Origin of the sequence: Catellatospora paridis (genome assembly GCF_009720365.1) — a bacterium.
In the GTDB taxonomy this organism is placed as follows: Bacteria; Actinomycetota; Actinomycetes; order Mycobacteriales; family Micromonosporaceae; genus Catellatospora; species Catellatospora paridis.
Window position 1 is genome coordinate 92967 of sequence record NZ_WBZD01000042.1, and the last position, 21291, is coordinate 114257.

The window sequence follows — 21291 nt, forward strand, 5'->3', positions numbered from 1 at the left end:
AACCGTCAGCGCAGGGCTGGTGAAGTCCGCTGCCATGTCGACCGACGGGCCCGTCCCGCTCGCGACGGGCCGGGCGTCCGCGCCGGACCGGCCGGCGCGGACGCGAGGTCAGCCGGTGGGCAGCCCGGCGGCGGTGAGCGCGACCGCGAGCCGCGGCGCCATGGTTCTGACGTAGGTCGCGGTCAGGTGCGACGACTCGCGGTACACGATCACGTTGCCGATCACCGGGGCGCAGGGCCCGACCGGGCAGACGACGTCGAACAGGTCGATCATCGGCACGTCGGTGCCGACCGCGGCCGCCCGCTGGGTCTGGTAGCCCCGGTCCGCGTCGCGGCGGGCGCGGTCGAACGCGCACGCCGACAGCCGGTCGCGGTTGCGGTCGATGCACTCGTAGACGGTCATGCCGGGGTCGGGGGTGTTCGCCAGCACGATCACCTTCGTGCCGGCCTCGGCGAGCGCCGTCCAGTTCGCGTGCATCGCGGTGACCATCGCGTCGGCGCTCTGCTGCCCGCCGCCGTCGGCGGCCGTCCCGGAGTACTGCGACGTGATCACATAGTCGGGGCGGTCGGCGACCAGCTTCGCCAGCAGGTCGCGGTTCCACTGCGTGCACGACGGGTACGGCTTGTTCGCGATGTCGTTGAGCAGGTGCGTGGCGGTCGCGAAGCCGCAGGACGACTTGATGTAGGTGACGATCTTCCAGCGGTTGCGCGCGGCCAGCGCCTGCAACGCCGGCAGCCACTGCTCTGCCTTGGAGTCGCCCGCCAGCACCAGCTCCGTGCTCGACGTGGGGTCGCCGTAGGTGCACGTGAGCAGGTCGGTGCCTTGCTGGCTCTGGTGGCACCTGTCGCGGAACGTGTCGGGCAGGTCGCGGCGCACCATGACCGGCTGGGGGAACATGGCGGGGACCTGGTCGGTCACCTTCCCGCGCGGATCGCCGAGGGGGTTGATCCCGAGCACCGCCGCACCCAGCGGCGCGCGGCCGGGGTCGGTGTCCGGGAGCAGGGCGATGTCGACCGGCGGCAGCGCGACGACCTCTCCCCCGCCGGTCGCGGACTGCTCCGGCGTGCCGGCCGGGCCGGTGCCCAGGTTCGCGAAGACGAGCAGCAACGCCAGCCCGGCGCTGACCCCGACGAGGGTGAAGTTCGCACCTAGGCTCAGTGCCAGCCGCGACGAGCCGGAGATCGCCTTGGAGTACCGCAGCGGGTTCTCCACCAGCCGGTACGTGAGCCAGGCGGGGATGAGCGAGGCAGCCGTGATCGCCAGGCTCTGGCTCATGGACAGGCCCTGCCAGTACGCGGTCGCGACCATCAGCAGCGGCCAGTGCCACAGGTAGAGCGAGTAGGACAGGTCGCCGACCCAGCGCATGGGCCGGATGCCGAGCAGCGCGACCGGTCCCCACCGGCCCGCCGTAGTCCCAGCGGCCAGCACGGCGGCGGTGCCGAGCGTCGGCAGCGCGGCCGCGTAGCCCGGCCAGGCCGTGTCGGTGGTGACCAGCGCGCCGGCGGCCACCACGGCGGCCAGCCCGAGCCAGCCCACCGTGACGGCGGCGGCCCGCGGGATCCGCGCGCAGGCCGTGGCGGCGAGCGCGACACCGGCTCCGATGGCCAGCTCCCACATCCGGGTGGTGGACGCGAAGAACGCCTCGGCCGGCGAGGCGGTGGTCTCGAGCACGGACCAGACGAACGACGGCACCAGCACGACCAGCAGGGCGACCCACAGCGTCGGCTTGACCCCGCTGCGCAGCAGGCGCGACGCCAGCACCGCGAAGATGATCAGCAGCGGCCAGACGAGGTAGAACTGCTCCTCGACCGCCAGCGACCAGAAGTGCTGCACCGGCGACGGTTGCGTGTGCTGGGCCAGGTAGTCGACGGCCCGGTCCGAGAACCGCCAGTTCACGACGTACAGCGCCGCGCTGACGATGTCGCCTGCGGTCTCCTCCCAGCTGGTCTTGGGAACGAAGCGCCAGACCAGGCCCGCGGTCGCCACGAGGACGATCGCGGCCGCCGGCAGGATCCGCTTGGCCCGGCGGGCGTAGAAGCCCGCCAGCGAGACCCGGCCGGTGCGCTCGACCTCCTTGAGCAGCTGCCCGGTGATCAGGAAGCCGGAGATGACGAAGAAGACGTCGACGCCGACGAAGCCGCCGGGCAGGAACGGCACGCCGGCGTGGTAGAGCAGGACCAGCCCGACGGCGACGGCGCGCAGCCCGGCGACGTCGCCGCGGAACGGGTGACCGGCGTGCCCGGCCTCCTTCGGCGGCGCTTCCTGCGGCCGCGGCTGGGCGGCTTCAGCCGGCTCGCGCTGCGCGGGTATGCCTGCCGCGCCGGACGTGGCGAGGGGGGACTGCACCGACGTCATGCTGGTCCTTCGGTCGGGGTACCTGGCCAGCCACGATAGCCGAATCGGTTTCAGCTCGCGCGGGTGGTCCCCCGGCCGAGGCGGTCCGGCGCCGGAGGTGGTCCGGCGCCGGACCACCTCCGGCGGGTCGTCGTGCCGCGGTCGGCTACGGCATCGACACCAGGTGGTTGTGCACCGTGTTGGCGAAGTTGTAGCCGTTCGACGCGTCCCAGTTGATCGACCACGTCATCGCGCCGCGGATCGTGGGCCAGCGCGCCGGCGGGACGAAGCTGCCGCAGTTCGTGCCCGCGGCCAGGCAGTTCAGCGCATTGTTGACCACGGACGGAGCGACGTAGCCGCCGCCCGCGGCCTGGGTGGTGGCGGGCAGGCCGAGCGCGATCTGGTCGGGCCGCAGCGCGGACTGCAGCTGGATGCAGGCCAGCGCGGTGAGGAAGTTGACCGTGGCCTGCGAGTAGGCGAACTGCTGGTCGCAGCCGAGCATGCTGCCCGAGTTGTAGAACTGGGTGTGCACGATGGTCAGGATGTCGCGGATGTTGAGCGCCAGCGAGAAGTAGCCCGCGCCCGTGGACTGCATGTCGATGGTCTGCGGCGCCATCGTGATGATCAGGCCCGACCCGACCCGGGAGCGCAGGTTGCGCAGCGCCTGCTCCATGTAGGTGGCGTTGAGGCCGTTCTCCAGGTCGATGTCGACGCCGTTGAAGCCGAAGTCGGTGATCAGCGTGTAGAGGCTGTTGGCGAAGTTGGTCGCCGCGGTCGAGCTGTTGACCGACACCGAGCCCAGCTCGCCGCCGACGGACAGGATGACCTTCTGGTTACGTGCCTTCAGGGTGGCGACGTCGGTGCGGAACTGGGCGTTGGTGTAGCCGCCCACAGCCGAGGACAGCCCCGAGTCGACGTTGAAGGTGACCGCGCCGGGGGTGCCGGACACGGCGTCGGCGAAGGCGACCGCGACGATGTCGTACGTCGTCGGCACCGACGACAGCCGCAGCGGCGTGGCCCCGTTGACGAAGTTCTGCCAGTACCCGGTGAGCAGGTGCTTGGGCAGGGTGCCGGTGGTGCAGCCGGTGGTGGTGCCGGACGCGGGCGCCGACGCCGGGGACTCGCCGGTGCCGTTGTAGGCGCGCACGGTGTAGGTGTGGCTGGAACAGGTGGCCAGGCCGGAGATGGTGGTGCTGGTGCCGGTGACGGTGGCGCGCACGGTGCTGCCCTCGTACACCCGGTAGCCGGTGACCGTGCCGGACGACGCGCTCCAGCTGACGTTCAGCGAGGTGTTGGTCGCGCCGCCGACGGCGACGTTGCCGGGGGTGCCGGGCACGCCGGTGCCGCAGCCGGTGGTGGTGACGGTGACGTTGCCCGAGCGCGGTGACTCGCCGGCGCTGTTGTACGCCGCGACGGAGTAGGTGTGCGTGCTGCACGCGGCCAGGCCGCTGACGGTGGCGCTGGTGCCGGTGACGGTGGCGCGCACGGTGCTGCCCTCGTACACCCGGTAGCCGGTGACGGTGCCCGACGACGCGCCCCAGGACAGCGCGACCGAGGTGTTGGTGATCGAGCCCGCGGACGGGTTGCCGGGCGCGCCGGGCACGGTCGGTCCGGTGCCGCCCTGGCCCTGCAGGGAGACGTCGTCGGCGAAGTAGGTGCCGGTGCCGTACCAGCCGTGCAGGTAGACCTGGACGGAGCTGCTGGCGGCGGTGAAGGTCAGGGTGAGCTGCGTCCAGTTGGTGGCGTTCGGGGTCCAGGTGGACGCCCCGCCGTTGACGCCGAGGTAGACGTAGCTGCCGCGGACCCAGGCCGTCAGTGTGTACTGGGTGCCCGAGACCACCGAGACGGTCTGGCTGCACTTGCTGTTGTCCGAGGCGCTGGCCGCGCCCTGCAGCGCCTTGGTGCCGGTGCGTACGGGGGTGGACACGACGCTGCCGAGGTTGCCGGTGCAGGTCCACGGCGACAGGGCGCCGCTTTCGAAGCCGCCGTTGACGAGCACTTCGGCGGCGGAGGCGGGAGCGGGCAGCGCCGCCACCGCGAAAGTGGTGACCAGCGCGGCAGCCAGGGCCGCCGCTGCTGTTCGCAGTCTGTTCATGGAAGCTCCGATCTCAGGACACGGGGGAGCCGTTCTCCTGGGATCGTCGCGGGTCGATAATTAACAGTCAATAAGCCTTACTATTAATTCCCACCAATTGAGACGGTGCACAGACGACACGAGCCCGCTCACCTCAGGTGAGCGGGCCCGTGCTGCGTAGACGTGCTACTCGGCGTCCGCGCCGACGCGCTCCGGCAGCGGCATCCGCTGCGCCGGAACCGCGATCTCGCCGTCGCGGCGGCCGTTGGCGTACTCGGCGAGCTCGGGGTCGCCCTCGTGACGCTGCTGCTCCCGCTCGTCCTCGGGCTGCTCGTCCGTGACCCGCTCGTCCGTGACCCGCTCCTCCGCGACCTGCTCGTCCTGCGGCTGCTCCGGCTCCCGCGCCTCGGCCTGCTGGGGCTCCTCGGCCGGTCCGGCGTGCTGGTCGGCGACCACCCTGGCCTCCTCGGGCTCGGCGGCCGAGTGCCGGGGGTTCGGGCGCATCTGCACCCGCGGGTACTCGCCGGTCTCGACTCCGCCCACGGCGGCGGCCATGACGGCCGCGGCGGCCAGGTTGGCCACCCGCTCGGCCTCGCGCTGCACCCGGGCCCGCACCGCAACGGCGTGGCGCTCGGCGGACTCGGCCGACCGGCGCGCCTCCTCCAGCCGGTGCAGCTCGTGGCTGAGCTCCTGGGTGGTCTCGCTCAGCCGCTGTTGCAGCTGGGCCACGTCGCGCTCGGCGGTGGCGCCGTCCTGGCGCGACTGCACCAGGCGCTGCTGGGCGATGTCCAGCTCGGCCTGCAGCTGGGCCAGCGCCTGGCGGCGGGCCCGGATCTCCTGCTGCACGACGGTGAGCTGCTGCTGGTGGGCGGCGTTCTGGTCGTCGGCGCGACGGCGCAGGTCGGACGCGTGCTGCTGGGCCTCGGCGTGCAGCGCGGCGTTCTTCTGGTTCACCGCGGTGCGCTGGCCCGCCAGCTCACGCTCGGCGGCCGCACGCAGCTCGACGAGCTCGCGCTCGACGTTGGCCTTCCACTGCGAGACCTCCTGCTGGGTCTGCGCACGGGCGGCCTCGACCTCCTGCTGCACCCGCACCCGGGCGGCCTCGACCAGGGCGTCGGCCTCGGCGCGGGCGTGCTCGGCCTGCTGGGCGTTCTGGTCGTGCACCCGCTTGAGCTCCTGCTCGGCGCGCTCCAGGGCGCCCTCGCTCTCGGCGCGCAGTCGGTCGGCCTGCTCCCGGGCGTCGACGAGGATCTTCTCCGCCTCGTCCTTGTGGTGCGCCATCTGCTGCGCCGTCGTGGTGGTGATCGCCTCGGCCTGCTTCTCGGCGAGCTCCAGGATCTGGTCCACCATCGGGCCCAGGTGGCGGAAGGAGGCCCGCTCGACCTGCGCCGGACGCTGGCGCAGCTCGGCCAGCTCGGACAGGTCGGTGTGCTGGCGCTTCAGCCGCTCGGTGAGGTCGCGGACCTGACCGAGCGCGCGCTCGCGCTCGGCCGACAGCGACGACACCTCGGCGTTGATGCGCGCGATGTACTGCTCGACCTGCCGCTTGTCGTAGCCGCGCAGCGTGACCTCGAAGTCGGGCCGTGCCGCCAGGTCGTCGCGTAGTGCGAGTACGTCCTCGCCCTGAGACATACGTCTTCCTTCCACAAATCACGAACGCGTCGGCCGGCGGGAGCCGCGCCGCGGGGGATGCGGTGCGGCCGGCATACCCGCCTGCGCATCCGCAGACGGTACCGGCGTCCCTATGTTCGCCGTCACCCCGCCCCGCCACCAGTCCACCGACCGTTCACGTTTGTGTCGGATCGGGGCCCACGGGACACCTTGGCACCACAATTGAGCCAAGCTAGCTTGCATATGGCACCAGCGTGGTGCCATAGTGGTGCCATGGAACTGACGCCGTATGTGGAGAAGCTCCGAGCCGAGCTGGCCGTCGCCGCTGAGACCGCCGGCGAGGAGGCACGCGCCCTCGCCGAGCGCCTCGCCGTGCCGCTCGAGTCGGCGATCCGGCTCACGCTGCTCGAGGCGCTCTCGGCAGCGGCCGACGAGATCACCCGCGAACTCGCTCCCGGCTCGGTCGAGGTGCGCCTGCGCGGGCTCAATCCCGCCTTCGTGGTCAACACCCGGCAGAGCCCGCCGGACGAGCACGTGGCCGCCCCCGTTGCCGCACCGGCCTGGGACGACACCGCCGGGGAGAAGGGCGCGACCTCACGGATCAACCTGCGCCTGCCCGACGAGCTGAAGGCGCGCATCGACGAGGCGGCCGCCCGCGAGCGGCTGTCCGCCAACTCCTGGCTGGTCCGGGCCGCCGCGGCGGCCCTGGACGCCGCGGCCGCGCCGCGCCCGGCCGCCCGGCCCGGCGGCACCGATCTGGGCCAGCGCTACACCGGCTGGGCCCGCTGACCGCCGCGGCCGCTCGCCGCCCACCACGCCTTCCCGCGGATTCACCGACCAGACCGATGCGAGGGAACCACCATGCCCACATTCGACACACCTGAGCCGATCACCGTGTCCTTGAGCGTCATCGCCGCTGACATCCGGATCGTGGCGACCGAGCGCACCGACACCGTGGTCGAGGTGCGCCCCGCCAACAACAGCGCCAAGTCCGTCCGGATCGCCGAGCAGACCCGCGTGGAGTACGCCGACGGCCGCCTGCTGGTGAAGACGCCGAAGCACCTCAACACGCTGCTGGGCCGGCCCGGGTCTCTCGACGTGGAGATCCACCTGCCGGCCGGGTCCTCGCTCGACGGCGACACCGGCATGGGCGACCTGCACGCCGACGGGCCGCTGGGCGACTGCCGGTTCTCCACCGGCTACGGCCGGCTGTACTTCGGGCAGACCGGGCACCTGCGGGCGAACACCGGCGCGGGCGAGGTCAGCGCCGACCGGGTGCTCGGCGACGCCGAACTCACCACCGGCGCCGGGCGCACCCGCGTCGGGCTCGTCGCCGGCAACGCCGTCATCAAGAGCTCGACCGGCGGCTGCGAGGTCGGCACGATCACCGGCACCGGCCGGATCAACGGCGCGGACGGCCCCATCACCGTCGGGCGGGCCGTGGCCGAGCTCAGCGCGAAGACCGCCAACGGCGACGTCACGGTCGAGCGGGCCGAGGCCGGGCTCACCGCGAAGACCGCGTACGGCGACATCCGCGTCGGCGCCGCGGTGCGCGGCACGCACGTGCTGGAGACCTCCGCCGGCCGCATCGACGTCGGCATCCCGACCGGCACCGCCGTGTGGCTGGACCTGAGGTCCACCGGCACGGTGCGCAACTCCCTCGACAACGTCCCCGGCCCGGAGGAGTCCGACGAGCGCGTCGAGGTGCGCGCCCGGACCCACTGGGGCGACATCGTCATCCACCGATCCTGAAAGGACGCGCCATGCCCACCCCCGCGAACGCCATCGAGGTCACCGGCCTGCGCAAGGCGTACGGCGACAAGACCGTCCTGGCCGGCATCGACCTGCGCGTGCCCACCGGCACGATCTTCTCCCTGCTCGGCCCCAACGGCGCCGGCAAGACCACCGCCGTCAACATCATGTCCACCCTGCTGCGCCCGGACGCCGGCGAGATCCGCATCGCGGGCCACGATCCGGCGAGCGACCCCGACGCGGTCCGGGCCGCGATCGGCCTCACCGGCCAGTTCTCCGCCGTGGACAACTACCTCACCGGCGCGGAGAACCTGGCCCTGATGGCCGACCTCAACCACCTGGACCGCCGCGAGGGCCGCCGCCGCATCGCCGATCTGCTCGCGCGCTTCGAGCTGACCGAGGCGGCCGCCAAGCCGGCCACCACCTACTCCGGCGGCATGAAGCGCCGCCTCGACCTGGCGATGACCCTGGTCGGCAACCCGCGGGTGGTCTTCCTCGACGAGCCGACCACCGGGCTGGACCCGCGCAGCCGCCGGACCATGTGGGACAGCATCCGCGGCCTCGTCGCGAGCGGCGTCACCATCTTCCTGACCACGCAGTACCTGGAGGAGGCCGACCAGCTCGCCGACCGGGTCGCCCTGCTCGACCACGGGCGGATCATCGCCGAGGGCACCCCGGCGGAACTCAAGCGGCTCATTCCCGGCGGCCACATCCGGCTGCGCTTCGCCGGGCCGGCCGAGCTGGAGTCCGCCGCTGGGGTGTTCGGCACGTCGACGCGCGACGACGACGCGCTGACCCTGCAGGTGCCCAGCGACGGTGGGGTCCGCTCACTGCGCGAGGTGCTGGACCGGCTCGACGGCGCCGCCGTCGAGATCGCCGAGCTGACCGTGCACACCCCCGACCTCGACGACGTCTTCCTCACCCTGACCGGCCGGCCCGACACCGCCGCCACCCTCGAAGGAGCGAGCAACCGATGAGCACCACCGCCTACGCGCTGCGGGACTCGACCACCATGCTGCGGCGCTACCTGCTGCGCGCCCGCCGCTACCCGATGATCATGTTTCTCATCGGCATCCCCGTCGTCATGCTGCTGCTGTTCGTGTACGTCTTCGGCGGCACGCTGGGCGACGGCATCGCCGCGGGCGGCGGCCGGGCGGCCTACGCCAACTACGTCACCCCGGGCATCCTGCTGCTGGCCATCGCCAGCGCACCGCAGCTCACCGCGATCGGGGTGGCGCAGGACATGACCGAGGGCATCATCGCCCGGTTCCGCACCATGGCCATCTTCCGGCCCTCGGTGCTGACCGGGCATGTGCTGGGCAACCTGGTCCAGCTGGTCGTCGCCCTCGCCGTGGTGGTCGGCGTGGCGGTGGCCGTCGGCTTCCGTCCGAACGCGACGCCGGTCGAGTGGGTCGCCGCCGCCGGGCTGCTGACCCTGGTCTCGTTCGCCTGCGTGTGGTTCGGCGTGGCGTGCGGGCTGACCGCGCGCACCGTCGAGTCGGCCAGCAACCTGCCCATGCCGCTGATCCTGTTGCCGTTCCTGGGCAGCGGCTTCGTGCCCACCGACTCCATGCCCGACGCCGTCGGCTGGGTCGCCGAGTATCAGCCGTTCACCCCCGTCATGGAGACCGTGCGCGGCCTGCTGCTGGGCACCGGCATCGGCAACAGCGCCTGGCTGGCCGTGGCCTGGTCGGTGGCCATCACCGTGGGCTGCTTCTACTGGGCCCGCGCCCGCTACAACCGCGACGGCGTGCGCTGAGCCGGACCGCGCTAACCTCCCCCGATGAGCGATGCAGCCCGAACGCCCGACCGCCGTGGATCGGTTGTGCTCGCGGCCCTGATCGGTGCGGTCGCGGGCAGCGCGGTGTCCGCGTCGTGGGGAACCCGGGCGATGGCGGCCGGCGCGCTCACGGGCGCGCTGCTGCTCGGGGCAGTCGACCTGCTGGCCCGCGCGCGGCAGCGACCCGGTGAGATCCCGGCGCTGTGGTCCCGCATCGTCATGAGCGCCGCCCTGGCCGCACCGTTCGGCTGGGCGCTGGGCGGCCTGGGCGCGAGCTCCCTGCTCGTCGGCGTCATCGCCGGCGGCGTCGCGGGGCTGCTGGGCATCCGCCCGCACAAGGTCGTGCTCGGCCCGCTGGTCGGGGCGGCGCTCGGCTGGGCCATGGCGGGCGTGCCCGCGGCGATCGTGGCGGCGGTGACCGTCGCGGTGTTCCGGGTGCTGTCCGCGCTGCTGTTCCGCGACCCGCAGGTGAGCCTGCTGGCCGAGCGGGTCGACCCGGCGCGGCTGCCGTTCGTGGTGCCGCTGGCGGCCCGCACCCGCTACGTCGGCACCGGCTACGTGGCCGACCTCGCGGCGGAGCTCGGCGGCGACTACCTCCCCGACACCCCCGATGTCGGCATCGTCGCCTCGCTCGACGAACTGGCCGGACCGGGCTTCGACCCGGCCGGGGTGGACCCGCTGGTGCGCGAGTTCTACGAGCACACCACCCGGTTCACCCTGGACATCGAGCCCCGCTGGCGGGTCTGGGTCCGGCCCGGCTACCTGCTCTACCGCAACCTGCTGGCCCGGCCACTGGGGCAGGCCAACGTGCCGATGAACCAGCGCGAGACGCAGCGGGGCGTACGCAGCCGCATCGACACCGTCCGCCAGAACGGCACGATCACGGTCCGCGGCTGGATCCGCTCGTTCGCCGACACCGACGAGCCCATCTACGTCGGCGTCTACACGACCTACCGGCACGACGGGCGCGGTTACGTCAGCGTCGGCTTCCCGCTGCCGCAGGCGGGCTTCACGGCGACCCTGGAGCCGCGGGCCCGGCCGGGCGGCGGCCTGTCGCTGACCAGCCGCAGCGCACTGGACCAGCCCGGGCACTACCTGAGCCTCGTCGACCCGCAGGACGGGCGGCTGACCACGGCAGCGGTGCACGGCTTCGCCGAGGACCTCGACGTGTACGTGCAGGACGGGCAGTTGCGGGCCGAGCACGCGTTCCGGGTCTTCGGCCTGCCGTTCCTCGTGCTGCACTACCGTATGCACCGCAAGCCGTCCCGCTGAGCGGTGACCGCGCCTTCACCCGCCGTGGCCTTACATTGCCCGAACACGCTGCGGGCGCGATCCGGATCGATACCTGCCTAGGATCGGCGCATGGCGGAACGGGAGAAGGTCGCGCACCTGCTGCGGAGGGCAACGTTCGGGCCCACCGCCGACGAGGTCGACCGGGCCGAGCGGGCCGGATACCAGGCGACCGTCGAGCAGCTGCTCGCGCCGACCGGCGCCGACCGGGGCGCGGCGCGCACACCCGCCCCGAAACTCGGCGCGGACCCCTACACGGACCTGCCCAAGAAGCCGACCCGCGAGCAGCGCCAGCGTGCCCAGCAGGCCCGCAAGGAGCAGGTGCAGCAGCTCACCCACTGGTGGGTGGACCGGATGGTCGCCGCGGACCACCAGCTGGCCGAGAAGCTGGTCTTCTTCTGGCACGGCCACTGGGCCACCAGCGTGCAGAAGGTCAAGTCGGCCGGGCTGATGCTGGCCCAGCAGCAGACCTTCCGGCGCGACGGCCGGGGCGACTTCGGGGTGCTGGTGCGGGCGATGCTGCGCGACGGCGCACTGATCCACTGGCTGGACGGGCAGCGCAACACCCGCAAGGCTCCGAACGAGAACCTGGCCCGCGAGCTGATGGAGCTGTTCACGCTCGGCATCGGCGCGTACACCGAGGCCGATGTGAAGGCCGCGGCCCGCGCACTGACCGGCTGGACCGTGGACCGGGTCGACGGCACGGCCGCCTTCCAGCAGGCCCGCCACGACCCCGGTGAGAAGACCGTGCTCGGCCGCACCGGCCCGCTGGACGCGGACTCGCTGGCCGAGGCCATCCTGGCGCAGCCCGCCGCCGACACGTTCCTGCCCGCGCGACTGTGGTTCCGGTTCGCCTCCGGCGAGCCCATGCCGGCCCCCGTACGCGACCGGCTGTCGGCCGCGTTCGCCGGGCACGACGTCACCGCGCTGGTCCGGGCGCTGCTGGTGGACGAGCAGTTCACCGCCACCGGCGGGCAGCTGGTCAAGCAGCCGGTGGAGTGGCTGGTCGGCGCGGTGCGCCAGCTCGGCGCCGGCGGCGCGGCTGACGACAAGCAGCGCAAGCAGCTCTACCAGGGCTTGAACCGGCTCGACCAGGTGCCGTTCAAGCCGCCGAGCGTCGGCGGCTGGCCGTCGGGCACGGCCTGGCTCAACACGTTCGCCACGCAGACCCGGGTGCAGCTGGCGCAGGCCCTGTCCGCCGCGGCGAGCCCCGCGTTCCTGGAGCGGCTGTCCGCCGCCCCGGTCGCCGGGCGGCCCGAGGCGCTGGCCCGGCTGCTGGTCGTGGACGCCTGGACCGACCGGACCCGGGCGGTGCTGGCCGACGCGGCCAAGGATGCCCGGAAGCTGACCGTGCTGGGGCTGATCAGCCCCGAGTACGCGGTGCACTGAGACTTCGAGGAGGACGCCCGATGGACACCACGACCCGGCGCAGGTTCCTGATCGCCAGCGGCGTCGTCGGCGGCGCGGCGCTGGCCGCGGGCGCGACCACGCTGGCCCTGTCCGACATCCTCGACACTGCCGGCGACCGCCCCGAGGGCGCGAAGACGCTCGTCGTCATCACGCTGTACGGCGGCAACGACGGCCTCAACACCGTCATCCCGTACGCCGACCGCGCCTACCAGGACGCCCGGCCCGAGCTGGCCTACGACGGCGGTGAGGTGCTCAGACTCGACGACGCCACCGGCCTGAACCCGGCGCTGAAGGGGCTGCACGAGCTGTTCGGGAGCAAGAAGCTGGCCGTCGTACGCGGTGTCGGCTACCCCAAGCCCGACCGCAGCCACTTCCGCTCGATGGACATCTGGCAGACCGCCAACCCGGAGCGGCCCGGCAACACCGGCTGGATCGGCCGCTGGCTCGACGGCGCGGGCGGCGACCCGCGGCTGGCCGTGTCGTTCGAGAAGGTGCTGCCGCCGCTGCTGGCCGGGGAGAGGAGCGCCGGTGCGGTGATCGGCGCGGCCGACGTGAAGCTGCCCAAGGCGGTCACCGCGCAGGCCCTGGCCGGGTTCGCCAAGCCGTCGGCCGGGGAGCCGCCGCTGCAGGCGCGGGCCGCGGCCTGCTTCGGCGACCTGGCCCGGGTGCGGGAGATGGCCCAGCAGGTCAAGGACACCGACCCCGACAGCGACGGCGGTGACGAGGAGAAGGTCCCGGCGACCGGCACCGGCGGCCTGGCCGGGCTGCAGGCGCAGCTCGACCTGGTCGCGCAGTGCATCGAGGCCGGAGTGTCGACGCGGATGTTCTCGGTGTCGCTGGGCGGCTTCGACACCCACGCCGACGAGCGCGACCTGCAGGAGACGCTGCTGTCCTACCTGGACCGCGGCCTGACCGCGTTCTACAAGCGCATCACCGCCCACCCGGCGGGCAGGGACGTGGTGGTGCTGGTCTACTCCGAGTTCGGCCGCCGGGTGCGGGCCAACGCCTCCGACGGCACCGACCACGGCACCGCGTCCAACGTGTTCGTGCTCGGCGAGTCGATCCCGGGTGGACTGTACGGCGAGCAGCCCAGCCTCACCGACCTCGACGACGGGGACCTGAAGTTCACCACCGACTTCCGCGACGTGTACGCCAGCGCCCTGGACCGGGTCCTGCAGGCCGATCCGGGGGCCGCGCTCAACGGCTGGAAGGGCCGCTTGGACTGGTGGTGACCGGCGGGCGCAAAGCGGGGATGGTGCCCGCGACGCCGATGGCTTAGCTTCATGCGCATGTCTCGAAAGATCGTCGCCGTTCTCGCCGCGGTGGCCGTGGCCGTGCTGCTGCCCTCCCCCGCGCAGGCGCACGGCCAGCTGGCCTTCTCCGACCCGGTGGACCGCAGCACGCTGACCGAGCCCCGCGAGAGCGTGCGGCTGGTCTTCACCGAGAAGCCGAACCCGGCCGCGTACTTCACGGTGAAGGCCCCCGACGGCACCCGCGTGGACCACGGCTGGTCCGGTGGTGAGCCAAAGCCGCTGCCCAGCCCGGTGCAGGAGCTGACGCTGCGCGACGGCAACTGGGAGCCGCAGCTCTACAAGACCGGCTTCCCGGCGGTGATCCCCGTGTCGCACTGGCCGCAGACCGGCGTCTACACCATCACCTACCTGTCGGTGGCCTCCGACAGCGACAGGGTCAGCGGCGAGATCCGCTTCGACTACCAGGGCAAGATCACCGCCGCGCCCGCCGGCTGGCAGCCGCCGACCAACCAGCCCGACCCGCTGCTGCTCGGCCAGACCGCGCCGCCGCCGCCCGCCGCGTCCGGGAACTCGATCACCGTGTCCGCCACCGCACCTGCCGAGCCCGACTCGCCGACCTGGCCCTACTGGGCGCTCGCCGGGCTGGTGGCGGCGCTGGCCGTCGGCGGCGTGCTGGTGCACCGGCGGCGCACCGCGCGCTGACCTCGGGCCCGCGTCGCACCCGCTGTGCGACGCGGGCCGCCCGCCGTCCGTGAATCTCGTTCGCAGGCGCACCCGCGGGGGCGCGCGGCGGAGGGGGACGAGATGACCCGGATCGTCGAGAAGGTGCAGGGTTCGGCCGGAGAGCGCCGTCTCCAGCAGGCGCACGGCACCGCCGGACGAGCCCAGCGCTTCTACGACCAGCAACAGCTCGACCACCTCAACGAGCGCATGACCGCGTTCGTCAGCCGCCAGGAGATGATGTTCGTCGCGACCTCCGACGCCGACGGGGAGTGCGACAACACGTTCCGCGCCGGGCCCGCGGGTTTCGTGCACGTGCTCGACGCCACCCACCTGACCTGGCCCGAGTACCGCGGCAACGGGGTGATGGCGAGCCTGGGCAACATCACCGAGAACGGCCACGTGGGACTGTTGTTCGTCGACTTCGTCAGCGACGTCATCGGGCTGCACGTCAACGGCCGCGCCTCGGTGGTGGAGGACGAGATCGCCCGCGCCGCCTACCCTGAGCTGCCGATCGACCCGGTCCCCGGGCGGCGGGCCGAACGCTGGGTGCTGGTCGAGGTGCAGGAGGCGTACATCCACTGCGCCAAGCACATCCCGCGGATGGCGAAGGCGCCGCGCAAGCGCGAGTGGGGCACCGACGACGTACGGCGCAAGGGCGGCGACTTCTTCGGCGCGGCCGCCGACGCCGCCGCACGCGCGGCCTCGGCCGCCGACGTGGCCCGGCCCACGCGGCTGCGGCGCTGGCTGCGGCGGCTCGCCCCGGGCCGCCGGGTCGGGTCGGCCGCCGACACCCGGTGACGGGCGTCAGCCCGGCGGGGTGACCAGGCCCAGCTCGTACGCGGTGATGACGAGCTGAACGCGGTCGCGGGCCGCCAGCTTGCCGAGCAGCCGCGCGACGTGCGACTTCGCGGTGGCCGGGGAGATGAACAGCTCCTGGGCGATCTCGCCGTTGGACAGACCGCGGCCGATCAGGGTGAGCACTTCGCGTTCCCGGTCGGTGATGCCCGGGTCGGGGCGTGCCGCGCGCGGGGCGGCCGGACCGGCGGCGAAGTCGGCGATGAGCCGGCGGGTGACGCTCGGCGCGATCAGCGCGTCCCCGGCGGCGACGACCCGGATCGCGGCCAGGATGTCGTCCAGCGCCATGTCCTTGACCAGGAACCCGCTGGCCCCGGCCCGCAGCGTGCCGTAGACGTGCTCGTCCTCGTCGAACGTGGTGAGCATGAGCACCCGCGCGGGTCCGGACGCGGCGGTGATCTGCCGGGTGGCCTCGATGCCGTCCATGCCCGGCATGCGGATGTCCATCACCACCACGTCGGGGCGCAGCTCGGCGGTCAGCCGGACCGCGTCGGCCCCGGTGCCCGCCTCCGCGACCACGGCCAGGTCGGGCGTCTCGTTGATCAGCACCCGCAGCCCGGACCGCACCAGCGGCTGGTCGTCGGCGAGCAGCACCCGGACCGTCATCGCACGACCGCCCCGCTGTGCGTGGCGGTCGCGCCCCGCTGCGACGCCACGGGCGGCGGCACGACCGTGCCTGGCTCCGCCGGCGAACGCCATGCATCGGCGGCATGCTCGGGCAGCGGCAGCCGTGCGGTGACCCGCCAGCCGCCCTCAGCGCGCGGTCCGGCGCTGAACTCGCCGCCGAGCAGGGTCACCCGCTCGCGCATCCCGGTGACGCCGTAGCCGGCTCCGGGGGCGGCGCTGCCCCGGCCGTCGTCGGTGACCTCCAGGCACAGCTCGGCGTCACGGTAGTCGACGGTCACCGCACAGCGGGGCGTGGCCGCGTGCCGTACCACGTTGGTGACGGCCTCCTGCACCACCCGGTACGCCGACAGTTCGATGTCGGCGGGCAGCGGCCGCCGGTCGCCGCGCCAGTCGAGCGTGACCTGCACCCCAGCACCCGAGGTGGTGGCGGCCAGCCGGTCCAGGTCGGCGAGCACCGGCGCGGGCGCGGCCGGGGCGAGCCCGGCGGGGGCGTCCTGCCGCAGTCCGACCAGCATGCGCCGCAGCCCGGCCAGGGTCTCGCGGCTGGTCTCCTCGACGGCCTGCAGCGCGTTGCGGGCCTCGGCGGGCTGGGTGTCGATGACGCGGCGGCCCATGCCCGCCTGGATGGCGATGACGCCGATGCTGTGCGCGACCATGTCGTGCAGCTCCCGGGCGATGCGCAGGCGCTCCTCGGTGGTCGCCTGGCTCGCGGCCCGGACCCGGATCGCCTCGGCGTGCTCGCGCCGGGCCCGCACCGAGTTGCCGACGGTCCAGGTCAGCGCCATGGCCAGGGTGGGGATCTCGAACTCGAAGACGGGCGTGTTCAGGCCGTTGCCGTAGCCGATGACGACCTGGACGAGCAGCGCGGCGAAGGCCACGGCGGCGGAGACCCGCCGCATCCGGTTCGCCGCGACGACGGCCACGGCCAGGTCGACGGCGATGATCTGCAGGTAGCGCATGTCGGTGAGGTAGGCGATCTCCTGGGTGTGGATCGCGACGGTGGTCGCCGCGGAGCCGAGCAGCAGCAGGCCCAGCGCGACGAGCGGCCGGCGGCGCAGCAGCGCGAACGGCAGCGCCAGCGCCAGGGCGGGCAGCAGGTGGCGCACCGACAGCCACTGCACCAGGTCGACGCTGCCGCCGCCCGCGCCGTCGGCGACCACGACGTACAGCAGCAACGGCGAGGCCAGCGCGCCGCTCCACGCCAGCACGGCGCGTACCTGCGCCAGGGCGGTCCGGCGCGGCCGCCGGTCGGGGGTGATGGGGTCCACCCGGCGAGAGTAGCCAGCTCAGCGCGGTGCGGCATCGGCCCGTGGGCGTACGCCCGCGGGACGCAACCCGCCCTGCGACTGCCGCCCACGGCCCGATGCCCACGGCCGCCCGGCCGGACAGGATCGTTCCCATGATCGAAGTCATCGGCCTGACCAAGCGCTACGGCGGCAAGACCGCCGTCGACGACCTGTCCTTCACCGTGCGGCCCGGACACGTCACCGGCTTCCTCGGCCCGAACGGCGCGGGCAAGACCACCACGCTGCGCGTCATCCTGGGCCTGGACGCGCCCACCAGCGGCGCGGCCACGGTCGGCGGAGTGCCGTTCCGGTCGCACTCGCGGGGCCTGCACCACGTCGGTGCGCTGCTCGACGCGCAGCAGGTGCACGGCGGGCGCAGCGCCGCGGCCCACCTGAGCGCCCTGGCCCGCAGCAACGGCATCGGCCGGCGGCGGGTCGGCGAGGTGCTGGCCGAGGTGGGGCTGACCGATGCGGCACACCGCCGCGTCGGCGGCTTCTCCCTCGGCATGAAGCAGCGCCTGGGCATCGCGGCGGCGCTGCTGGGCGACCCGCCGGTGCTGATGTTCGACGAGCCGATCAACGGCATGGACCCGGAGGGCGTGCGCTGGGTGCGCCACCTGTTCCGGCGGCTGGCCGCGCAGGGCCGCACCGTGTTCCTGTCCAGCCACCTGATGACCGAGATGGAGCACACCGCCGACCACCTGGTCGTCATCGGCCAGGGCCGGCTCATCGCCGCCGAGCCGCTGCGCACGTTCGCCGACCGCGGCACCCGCCAGCAGGTCACCGTGCGCACCCCGCAGGCGGCCGCGTTCACCGCCGCGCTGACCGCGGCGGGCGCCGCCGTCGACGCCGCACCCGACCACCTCGCCGTACGCGGGCTGTCCGCCGAACGCGTCGGTGCGCTCGCCTTCGCCAACGCCGTCGAGCTGCACGAACTGACCACCCGCACCACCAGCCTGGAGGAAGCCTTCATGGAGATCACCGCCGGCCACGCCGACCACCTGGCCGGGTCCCGATGACCACGTCCCTGCACCCGGCCCCGCCCGTCCCCGCCCGCACCCGTGCCGCCGCACCGCGGGCCCGCTTCACGGACCTGGTCGCCGCCGAGTGGATCAAACTGTGGTCGCTGCGGTCCACCCCGTGGACGCTCGGCCTGGCCACGCTGTTCGTCCTCGGAGCGGCCGCGCTGGCGGCCAAGGCCGACTACGACAACTTCCCGTTCTACGAGCCCGAGACGCAGCGCGATCACATGTTCTCCCTCAGCGACGCGTTCCCGCAGGAGGGCTACCTGACCCTGATGATCGTCGCGGTCAGCCTCGGCGCGCTCAGCGTGGTCTCCGAGTACGGCAGCGGCCTGATCCGGACCACGACGGCGGCCGTGCCCGCGCGCGGCGCGACGGTGCTGGCCAAGGCGGTGGTGACGGCCGGGGTCTGGACCGCGACCGGCATCGTCATCGCCTTCGGCTCGTTCGCCGTGTCGCAGGCGATCCTCGCCGGCCGCGACGCGGCGGTGTCCCTCTCGGACCCGGTCTCGATCCGTGCCGTGGCCGCCTCCGCCCTGCTCGCCCCGGTGTGCGCGCTCATCGGGCTGTGCCTGGGCGTGCTGATCCGGCACGCCGCCACCACCATGGTCACCGGCATTTTCCTGCTGCTGATGCTCCCGACGATGTTCTCCTCGGACAAGCGCTGGTCGGCCGAGCTGAGCAACCTGATGCCCGGCGTCGCCTGGAACCGCCTCACCACGGGCTGGATGCCCCCGCCACGCCCCGACTACTTCCCCGCCACCATCACCGAGTCCTGGCTGGTCCTAGCCGCCTGGCCCCTCCTCCTCCTCATCCCCGCCCTCCTCACCATCCGCCGCCGCGACGTCTAGACCGAAGGAAGGGCACCTTCACATCGATATGCGTTGCAGAAGGTGCCCTTCCCAACACTGACCGGCACCCGACCAGGACATCGACCTGTTCCGGTGATGTCGCGGCGCGGCGCGCGGACGCACACTGACGCCATGTCCATCGTGGCCGGCCGATGAGTCCGCGTGCCGCACATCGCCCAGGACCGCCGGGGCCGCGCGGGGTTCCGCTGCTCGGAATGCTGCCGCAGCTGGCCCGCGATCCGCTCGGCACCCTCGCCCGTGCCCGTGACCGGTACGGCGACGTGGTGCGCCTGCCCGTGCCCAGCGGCGCCGTCTACCTGCTGGCGCATCCCGACCACGTCGAGCGCGTGCTGGTCACCCGCAACGCCAACCACTGGAAGGGCCGGCTCTTCGGCCGGGCGGACTTCCTGTTCGGCAACGGCCTCGTGCTCAACGACGGCGAGAGCTGGCACGCCCAGCGGCGCGTCATGCAGCCCGGCTTCCACGCCGACCTGCTGCGTACCGCGATCGACGCGATGCTCGAGGTGATCGAGGACCACGCCCGGCGGTGGCGGCTCGCCCGGCGCGACGGCACGGTCCTGGAGCTCGAGTCGGAGATGACCGTGCTCACGCTGGACCTCATGGCCACCGCGATGTTCGGGGTGCGGCTCAGCGCCGGCGAGCTGGCCACGACCGGCCGCGCGTTCGGCGTCGTGCTCGAACACGTCGGGCTGCGGTTCGCCACGTTCACGCTGCCGCCCTCGACGCCGCTGCCCGGCCGGGCACGGGCCCTGCGGGCGCTGGCCGCGCTGGAGGAGATCGTGGCCCGGATCGTCGACCGGCACGACCCGTCGCGCGCCGACGTGCTCGGCATGCTCCAGCAGGCCGTGGACGCCGGTGCCATGTCGCCCCGGCAGCTGCGCGACGAGGTGATGACGCTGCTGTTCGGCGGGTACGAGGCGACGGCGCACACGCTGGCCTGGACCTGGCATCTGCTGGACCGCCATCCGCAGGTCGGCGACCGGGTGCGCGCGGAGGCGGCGGCGGCCGTCCCGGGTGACGTCGCCGCCCTGCCGTACACACGGCAGGTCGTGGACGAGGTCCTGCGGCTGTACCCGCCGTTCTGGGAGGTTCTGCGCAGTAGCCGTGAAGCCGACGAATTCGACGGGCATGTCGTCCCCGGCGGCGCGTCGATCCTGCTGGTGCCGTGGCTCACCCACCGCCTGCCGGAGTTCTGGCCCGACCCGGCGGCGTTCGACCCCGACCGTTGGGCAGACGGGCCGCCCGCGCACCGGCACGCCTACTTCCCGTTCGGCGGCGGGCAGCGGCTCTGCATCGGACGCCCGCTGGCGCTGTTGGAGATGCAGCTGGTGATATCGCTGCTCAGCCGGGAGTTCCGGCCCCGCCGGGCGGACCGGCGGCCGGTACGCGAACGCGCACGCAGCACGCTGCGGGCCCGGCACGGCATCCGCATGGTGCTCGACGGGACGTGACGGCCTGCGCCTGTCGGGATGTGCGCACATCGACGCAGGTGCAGGCCGCGCGTCCCGCGGGTCGGCGGAGCGGGTGACGCACCTTCCCCGCCAGCGGCGGGACGACTACCATCGGCGCTGTTCTCGACGGTGCAGGCTGCGCGGGAACGTCGACCCGGGCCGGCGGGAGTCGCGGCGTCCGAACACTGGGGTGAGGAGAACCTGCGATGACCGACAACCGGTTGAAGGGTCGAGTGAAGGGCCTGTTCAGCGGCCCGGCGGAGAACGAGCCCATGGAGGAGCAGAACACCGGCGTGCTGGCCGACCCGGAGGCGGAGCGGCAGGCGCTGCAGGTGCTGGTGCTGGCCCGGCGCACCGCCGACGAGCACGTCGGCAACGCACAGGCCGAAGCCGACCGGATCAAGAACGACGCCCGGGCCAAGGCCGACGACCTGGCCCGCGACGCCCGGGGCATCGTGGAGAGCGCCCGGCAGGAGGCGGCGCAGATCCAGGCCGCCGCGCAGGCGAGGTCCGTGGAGATCAGCCGCGAGGCGCAGTCCCACGCCGAGAGCGCCCGCCGGGAGACCGAGCACATGGTCGCCGACGCGCGCGCCACCGCGACGAGGATCGTCGAGGCCGCCCAGGCGAAGGCCGACGACCTGGAGCGCGACGCCCTGCAGCAGTACGAGGACGTGGTGGGCAGCCTGGAAGCCAAGCGCTCGGTGCTGCAGCGGCGCATCGAGGCGCTGCAGAACTTCGACCGCGATTACCGGGCCCGGCTGCGCAAGTTCATGAACAGCCAGCTCGACGCCCTCGACCTGGACGAGCACCCCACCCCCGAGGATGACGAGGACGAGCACTTCGCCGAGGCGTCGGCCCCGGAACACAAGCAGCCCGCGGTGGTACGCCGCCAGCCTGCCGCCGTGGTGGTGCCGCAGGAGCGCCGCCGCCCCTGAACGGCGGCGGCACCGG

At 73.2% G+C, this 21291-nt stretch carries 18 protein-coding genes; 13 read left to right on the forward strand and 5 right to left on the reverse strand.

What is annotated here, in order from left to right:
* Positions 1 to 108 precede the first annotated feature (108 nt).
* The 3 genes from F9C41_RS37445 to F9C41_RS37455 form a co-directional block, all read right to left on the reverse strand.
* Positions 109 to 2346, reverse strand: a complete 2238-nt coding sequence (locus tag F9C41_RS37445; protein WP_230690301.1) for an acyltransferase family protein — start codon at positions 2344 to 2346, stop codon at positions 109 to 111.
* Positions 2347 to 2500: 154 nt separating this feature from the next.
* Positions 2501 to 4429 carry a fibronectin type III domain-containing protein gene (locus F9C41_RS42250; RefSeq protein WP_155391587.1) on the reverse strand — a complete coding sequence of 643 codons (1929 nt, stop codon included), beginning with the start codon at positions 4427 to 4429 and terminating at the stop codon, positions 2501 to 2503.
* A gap of 165 nt (positions 4430 to 4594) precedes the next feature.
* Positions 4595 to 6040, reverse strand: coding sequence for a coiled-coil domain-containing protein (locus tag F9C41_RS37455; protein ID WP_155391588.1), 1446 nt, complete (start codon positions 6038 to 6040; stop codon positions 4595 to 4597).
* Between the two features lie 252 nt (positions 6041 to 6292).
* Between F9C41_RS37455 and F9C41_RS37460 the strand changes: the two genes are divergently transcribed.
* From F9C41_RS37460 to F9C41_RS37500, 9 genes are all read left to right on the forward strand, one after another.
* Complete coding sequence (locus F9C41_RS37460; RefSeq protein WP_155391589.1) at positions 6293 to 6808, forward strand: ribbon-helix-helix protein, CopG family; 516 nt, start codon at positions 6293 to 6295, stop codon at positions 6806 to 6808.
* A gap of 72 nt (positions 6809 to 6880) precedes the next feature.
* On the forward strand, positions 6881 to 7771 hold the full coding sequence (locus F9C41_RS37465; RefSeq protein WP_155391590.1) for a DUF4097 family beta strand repeat-containing protein: 891 nt from the start codon (positions 6881 to 6883) through the stop codon (positions 7769 to 7771).
* 11 nt (positions 7772 to 7782) lie between these two features.
* A complete protein-coding gene (locus tag F9C41_RS37470; RefSeq protein ID WP_155391591.1) occupies positions 7783 to 8748 on the forward strand; it encodes an ATP-binding cassette domain-containing protein in 966 nt (321 codons plus the stop codon).
* On the forward strand, positions 8745 to 9530 hold the full coding sequence (locus F9C41_RS37475; protein WP_155391592.1) for an ABC transporter permease: 786 nt from the start codon (positions 8745 to 8747) through the stop codon (positions 9528 to 9530). The genes F9C41_RS37470 and F9C41_RS37475 overlap by 4 nt, the downstream gene beginning before the upstream one ends.
* Before the next feature lie 24 nt (positions 9531 to 9554).
* A complete protein-coding gene (locus F9C41_RS37480) occupies positions 9555 to 10823 on the forward strand; it encodes a hypothetical protein (protein ID WP_155391593.1) in 1269 nt (422 codons plus the stop codon).
* 90 nt (positions 10824 to 10913) lie between these two features.
* Complete coding sequence (locus F9C41_RS37485; protein WP_155391594.1) at positions 10914 to 12230, forward strand: DUF1800 domain-containing protein; 1317 nt, start codon at positions 10914 to 10916, stop codon at positions 12228 to 12230.
* Positions 12231 to 12250: 20 nt separating this feature from the next.
* A complete protein-coding gene (locus F9C41_RS37490; protein ID WP_155391595.1) occupies positions 12251 to 13483 on the forward strand; it encodes a DUF1501 domain-containing protein in 1233 nt (410 codons plus the stop codon).
* 57 nt (positions 13484 to 13540) lie between these two features.
* Positions 13541 to 14206 (forward strand): copper resistance CopC family protein, encoded by a 666-nt coding sequence (locus tag F9C41_RS37495; protein ID WP_196280117.1) that lies wholly within the window; start codon positions 13541 to 13543, stop codon positions 14204 to 14206.
* Positions 14207 to 14308: 102 nt separating this feature from the next.
* Positions 14309 to 15025, forward strand: a complete 717-nt coding sequence (locus F9C41_RS37500; protein WP_155391597.1) for a pyridoxamine 5'-phosphate oxidase family protein — start codon at positions 14309 to 14311, stop codon at positions 15023 to 15025.
* A gap of 6 nt (positions 15026 to 15031) precedes the next feature.
* On the opposite strand, the gene F9C41_RS37505 is transcribed toward F9C41_RS37500, so the two are convergent.
* The gene (locus tag F9C41_RS37505; protein WP_155391598.1) at positions 15032 to 15688 is read right to left on the reverse strand and encodes a response regulator; all 657 of its coding nucleotides are present in this window, start codon (positions 15686 to 15688) and stop codon (positions 15032 to 15034) included.
* Positions 15685 to 16977 (reverse strand): sensor histidine kinase, encoded by a 1293-nt coding sequence (locus F9C41_RS37510; protein WP_230690302.1) that lies wholly within the window; start codon positions 16975 to 16977, stop codon positions 15685 to 15687. Before F9C41_RS37510 ends, F9C41_RS37505 begins: the two co-directional genes overlap by 4 nt.
* A gap of 131 nt (positions 16978 to 17108) precedes the next feature.
* On the opposite strand from F9C41_RS37510, the gene F9C41_RS37515 reads away from it, so the two are divergent.
* From F9C41_RS37515 to F9C41_RS37530, 4 genes are all read left to right on the forward strand, one after another.
* A complete protein-coding gene (locus F9C41_RS37515) occupies positions 17109 to 18014 on the forward strand; it encodes an ATP-binding cassette domain-containing protein (protein ID WP_155391599.1) in 906 nt (301 codons plus the stop codon).
* Positions 18011 to 18868 (forward strand): ABC transporter permease, encoded by an 858-nt coding sequence (locus F9C41_RS37520; protein ID WP_155391600.1) that lies wholly within the window; start codon positions 18011 to 18013, stop codon positions 18866 to 18868. Before F9C41_RS37515 ends, F9C41_RS37520 begins: the two co-directional genes overlap by 4 nt.
* Before the next feature lie 152 nt (positions 18869 to 19020).
* Entirely contained in the window at positions 19021 to 20340 is a 1320-nt protein-coding gene (locus tag F9C41_RS37525; protein ID WP_155391601.1) for a cytochrome P450, read from the forward strand.
* 206 nt (positions 20341 to 20546) lie between these two features.
* Positions 20547 to 21275 carry a hypothetical protein gene (locus tag F9C41_RS37530; protein ID WP_155391602.1) on the forward strand — a complete coding sequence of 243 codons (729 nt, stop codon included), beginning with the start codon at positions 20547 to 20549 and terminating at the stop codon, positions 21273 to 21275.
* Positions 21276 to 21291 lie beyond the last annotated feature (16 nt).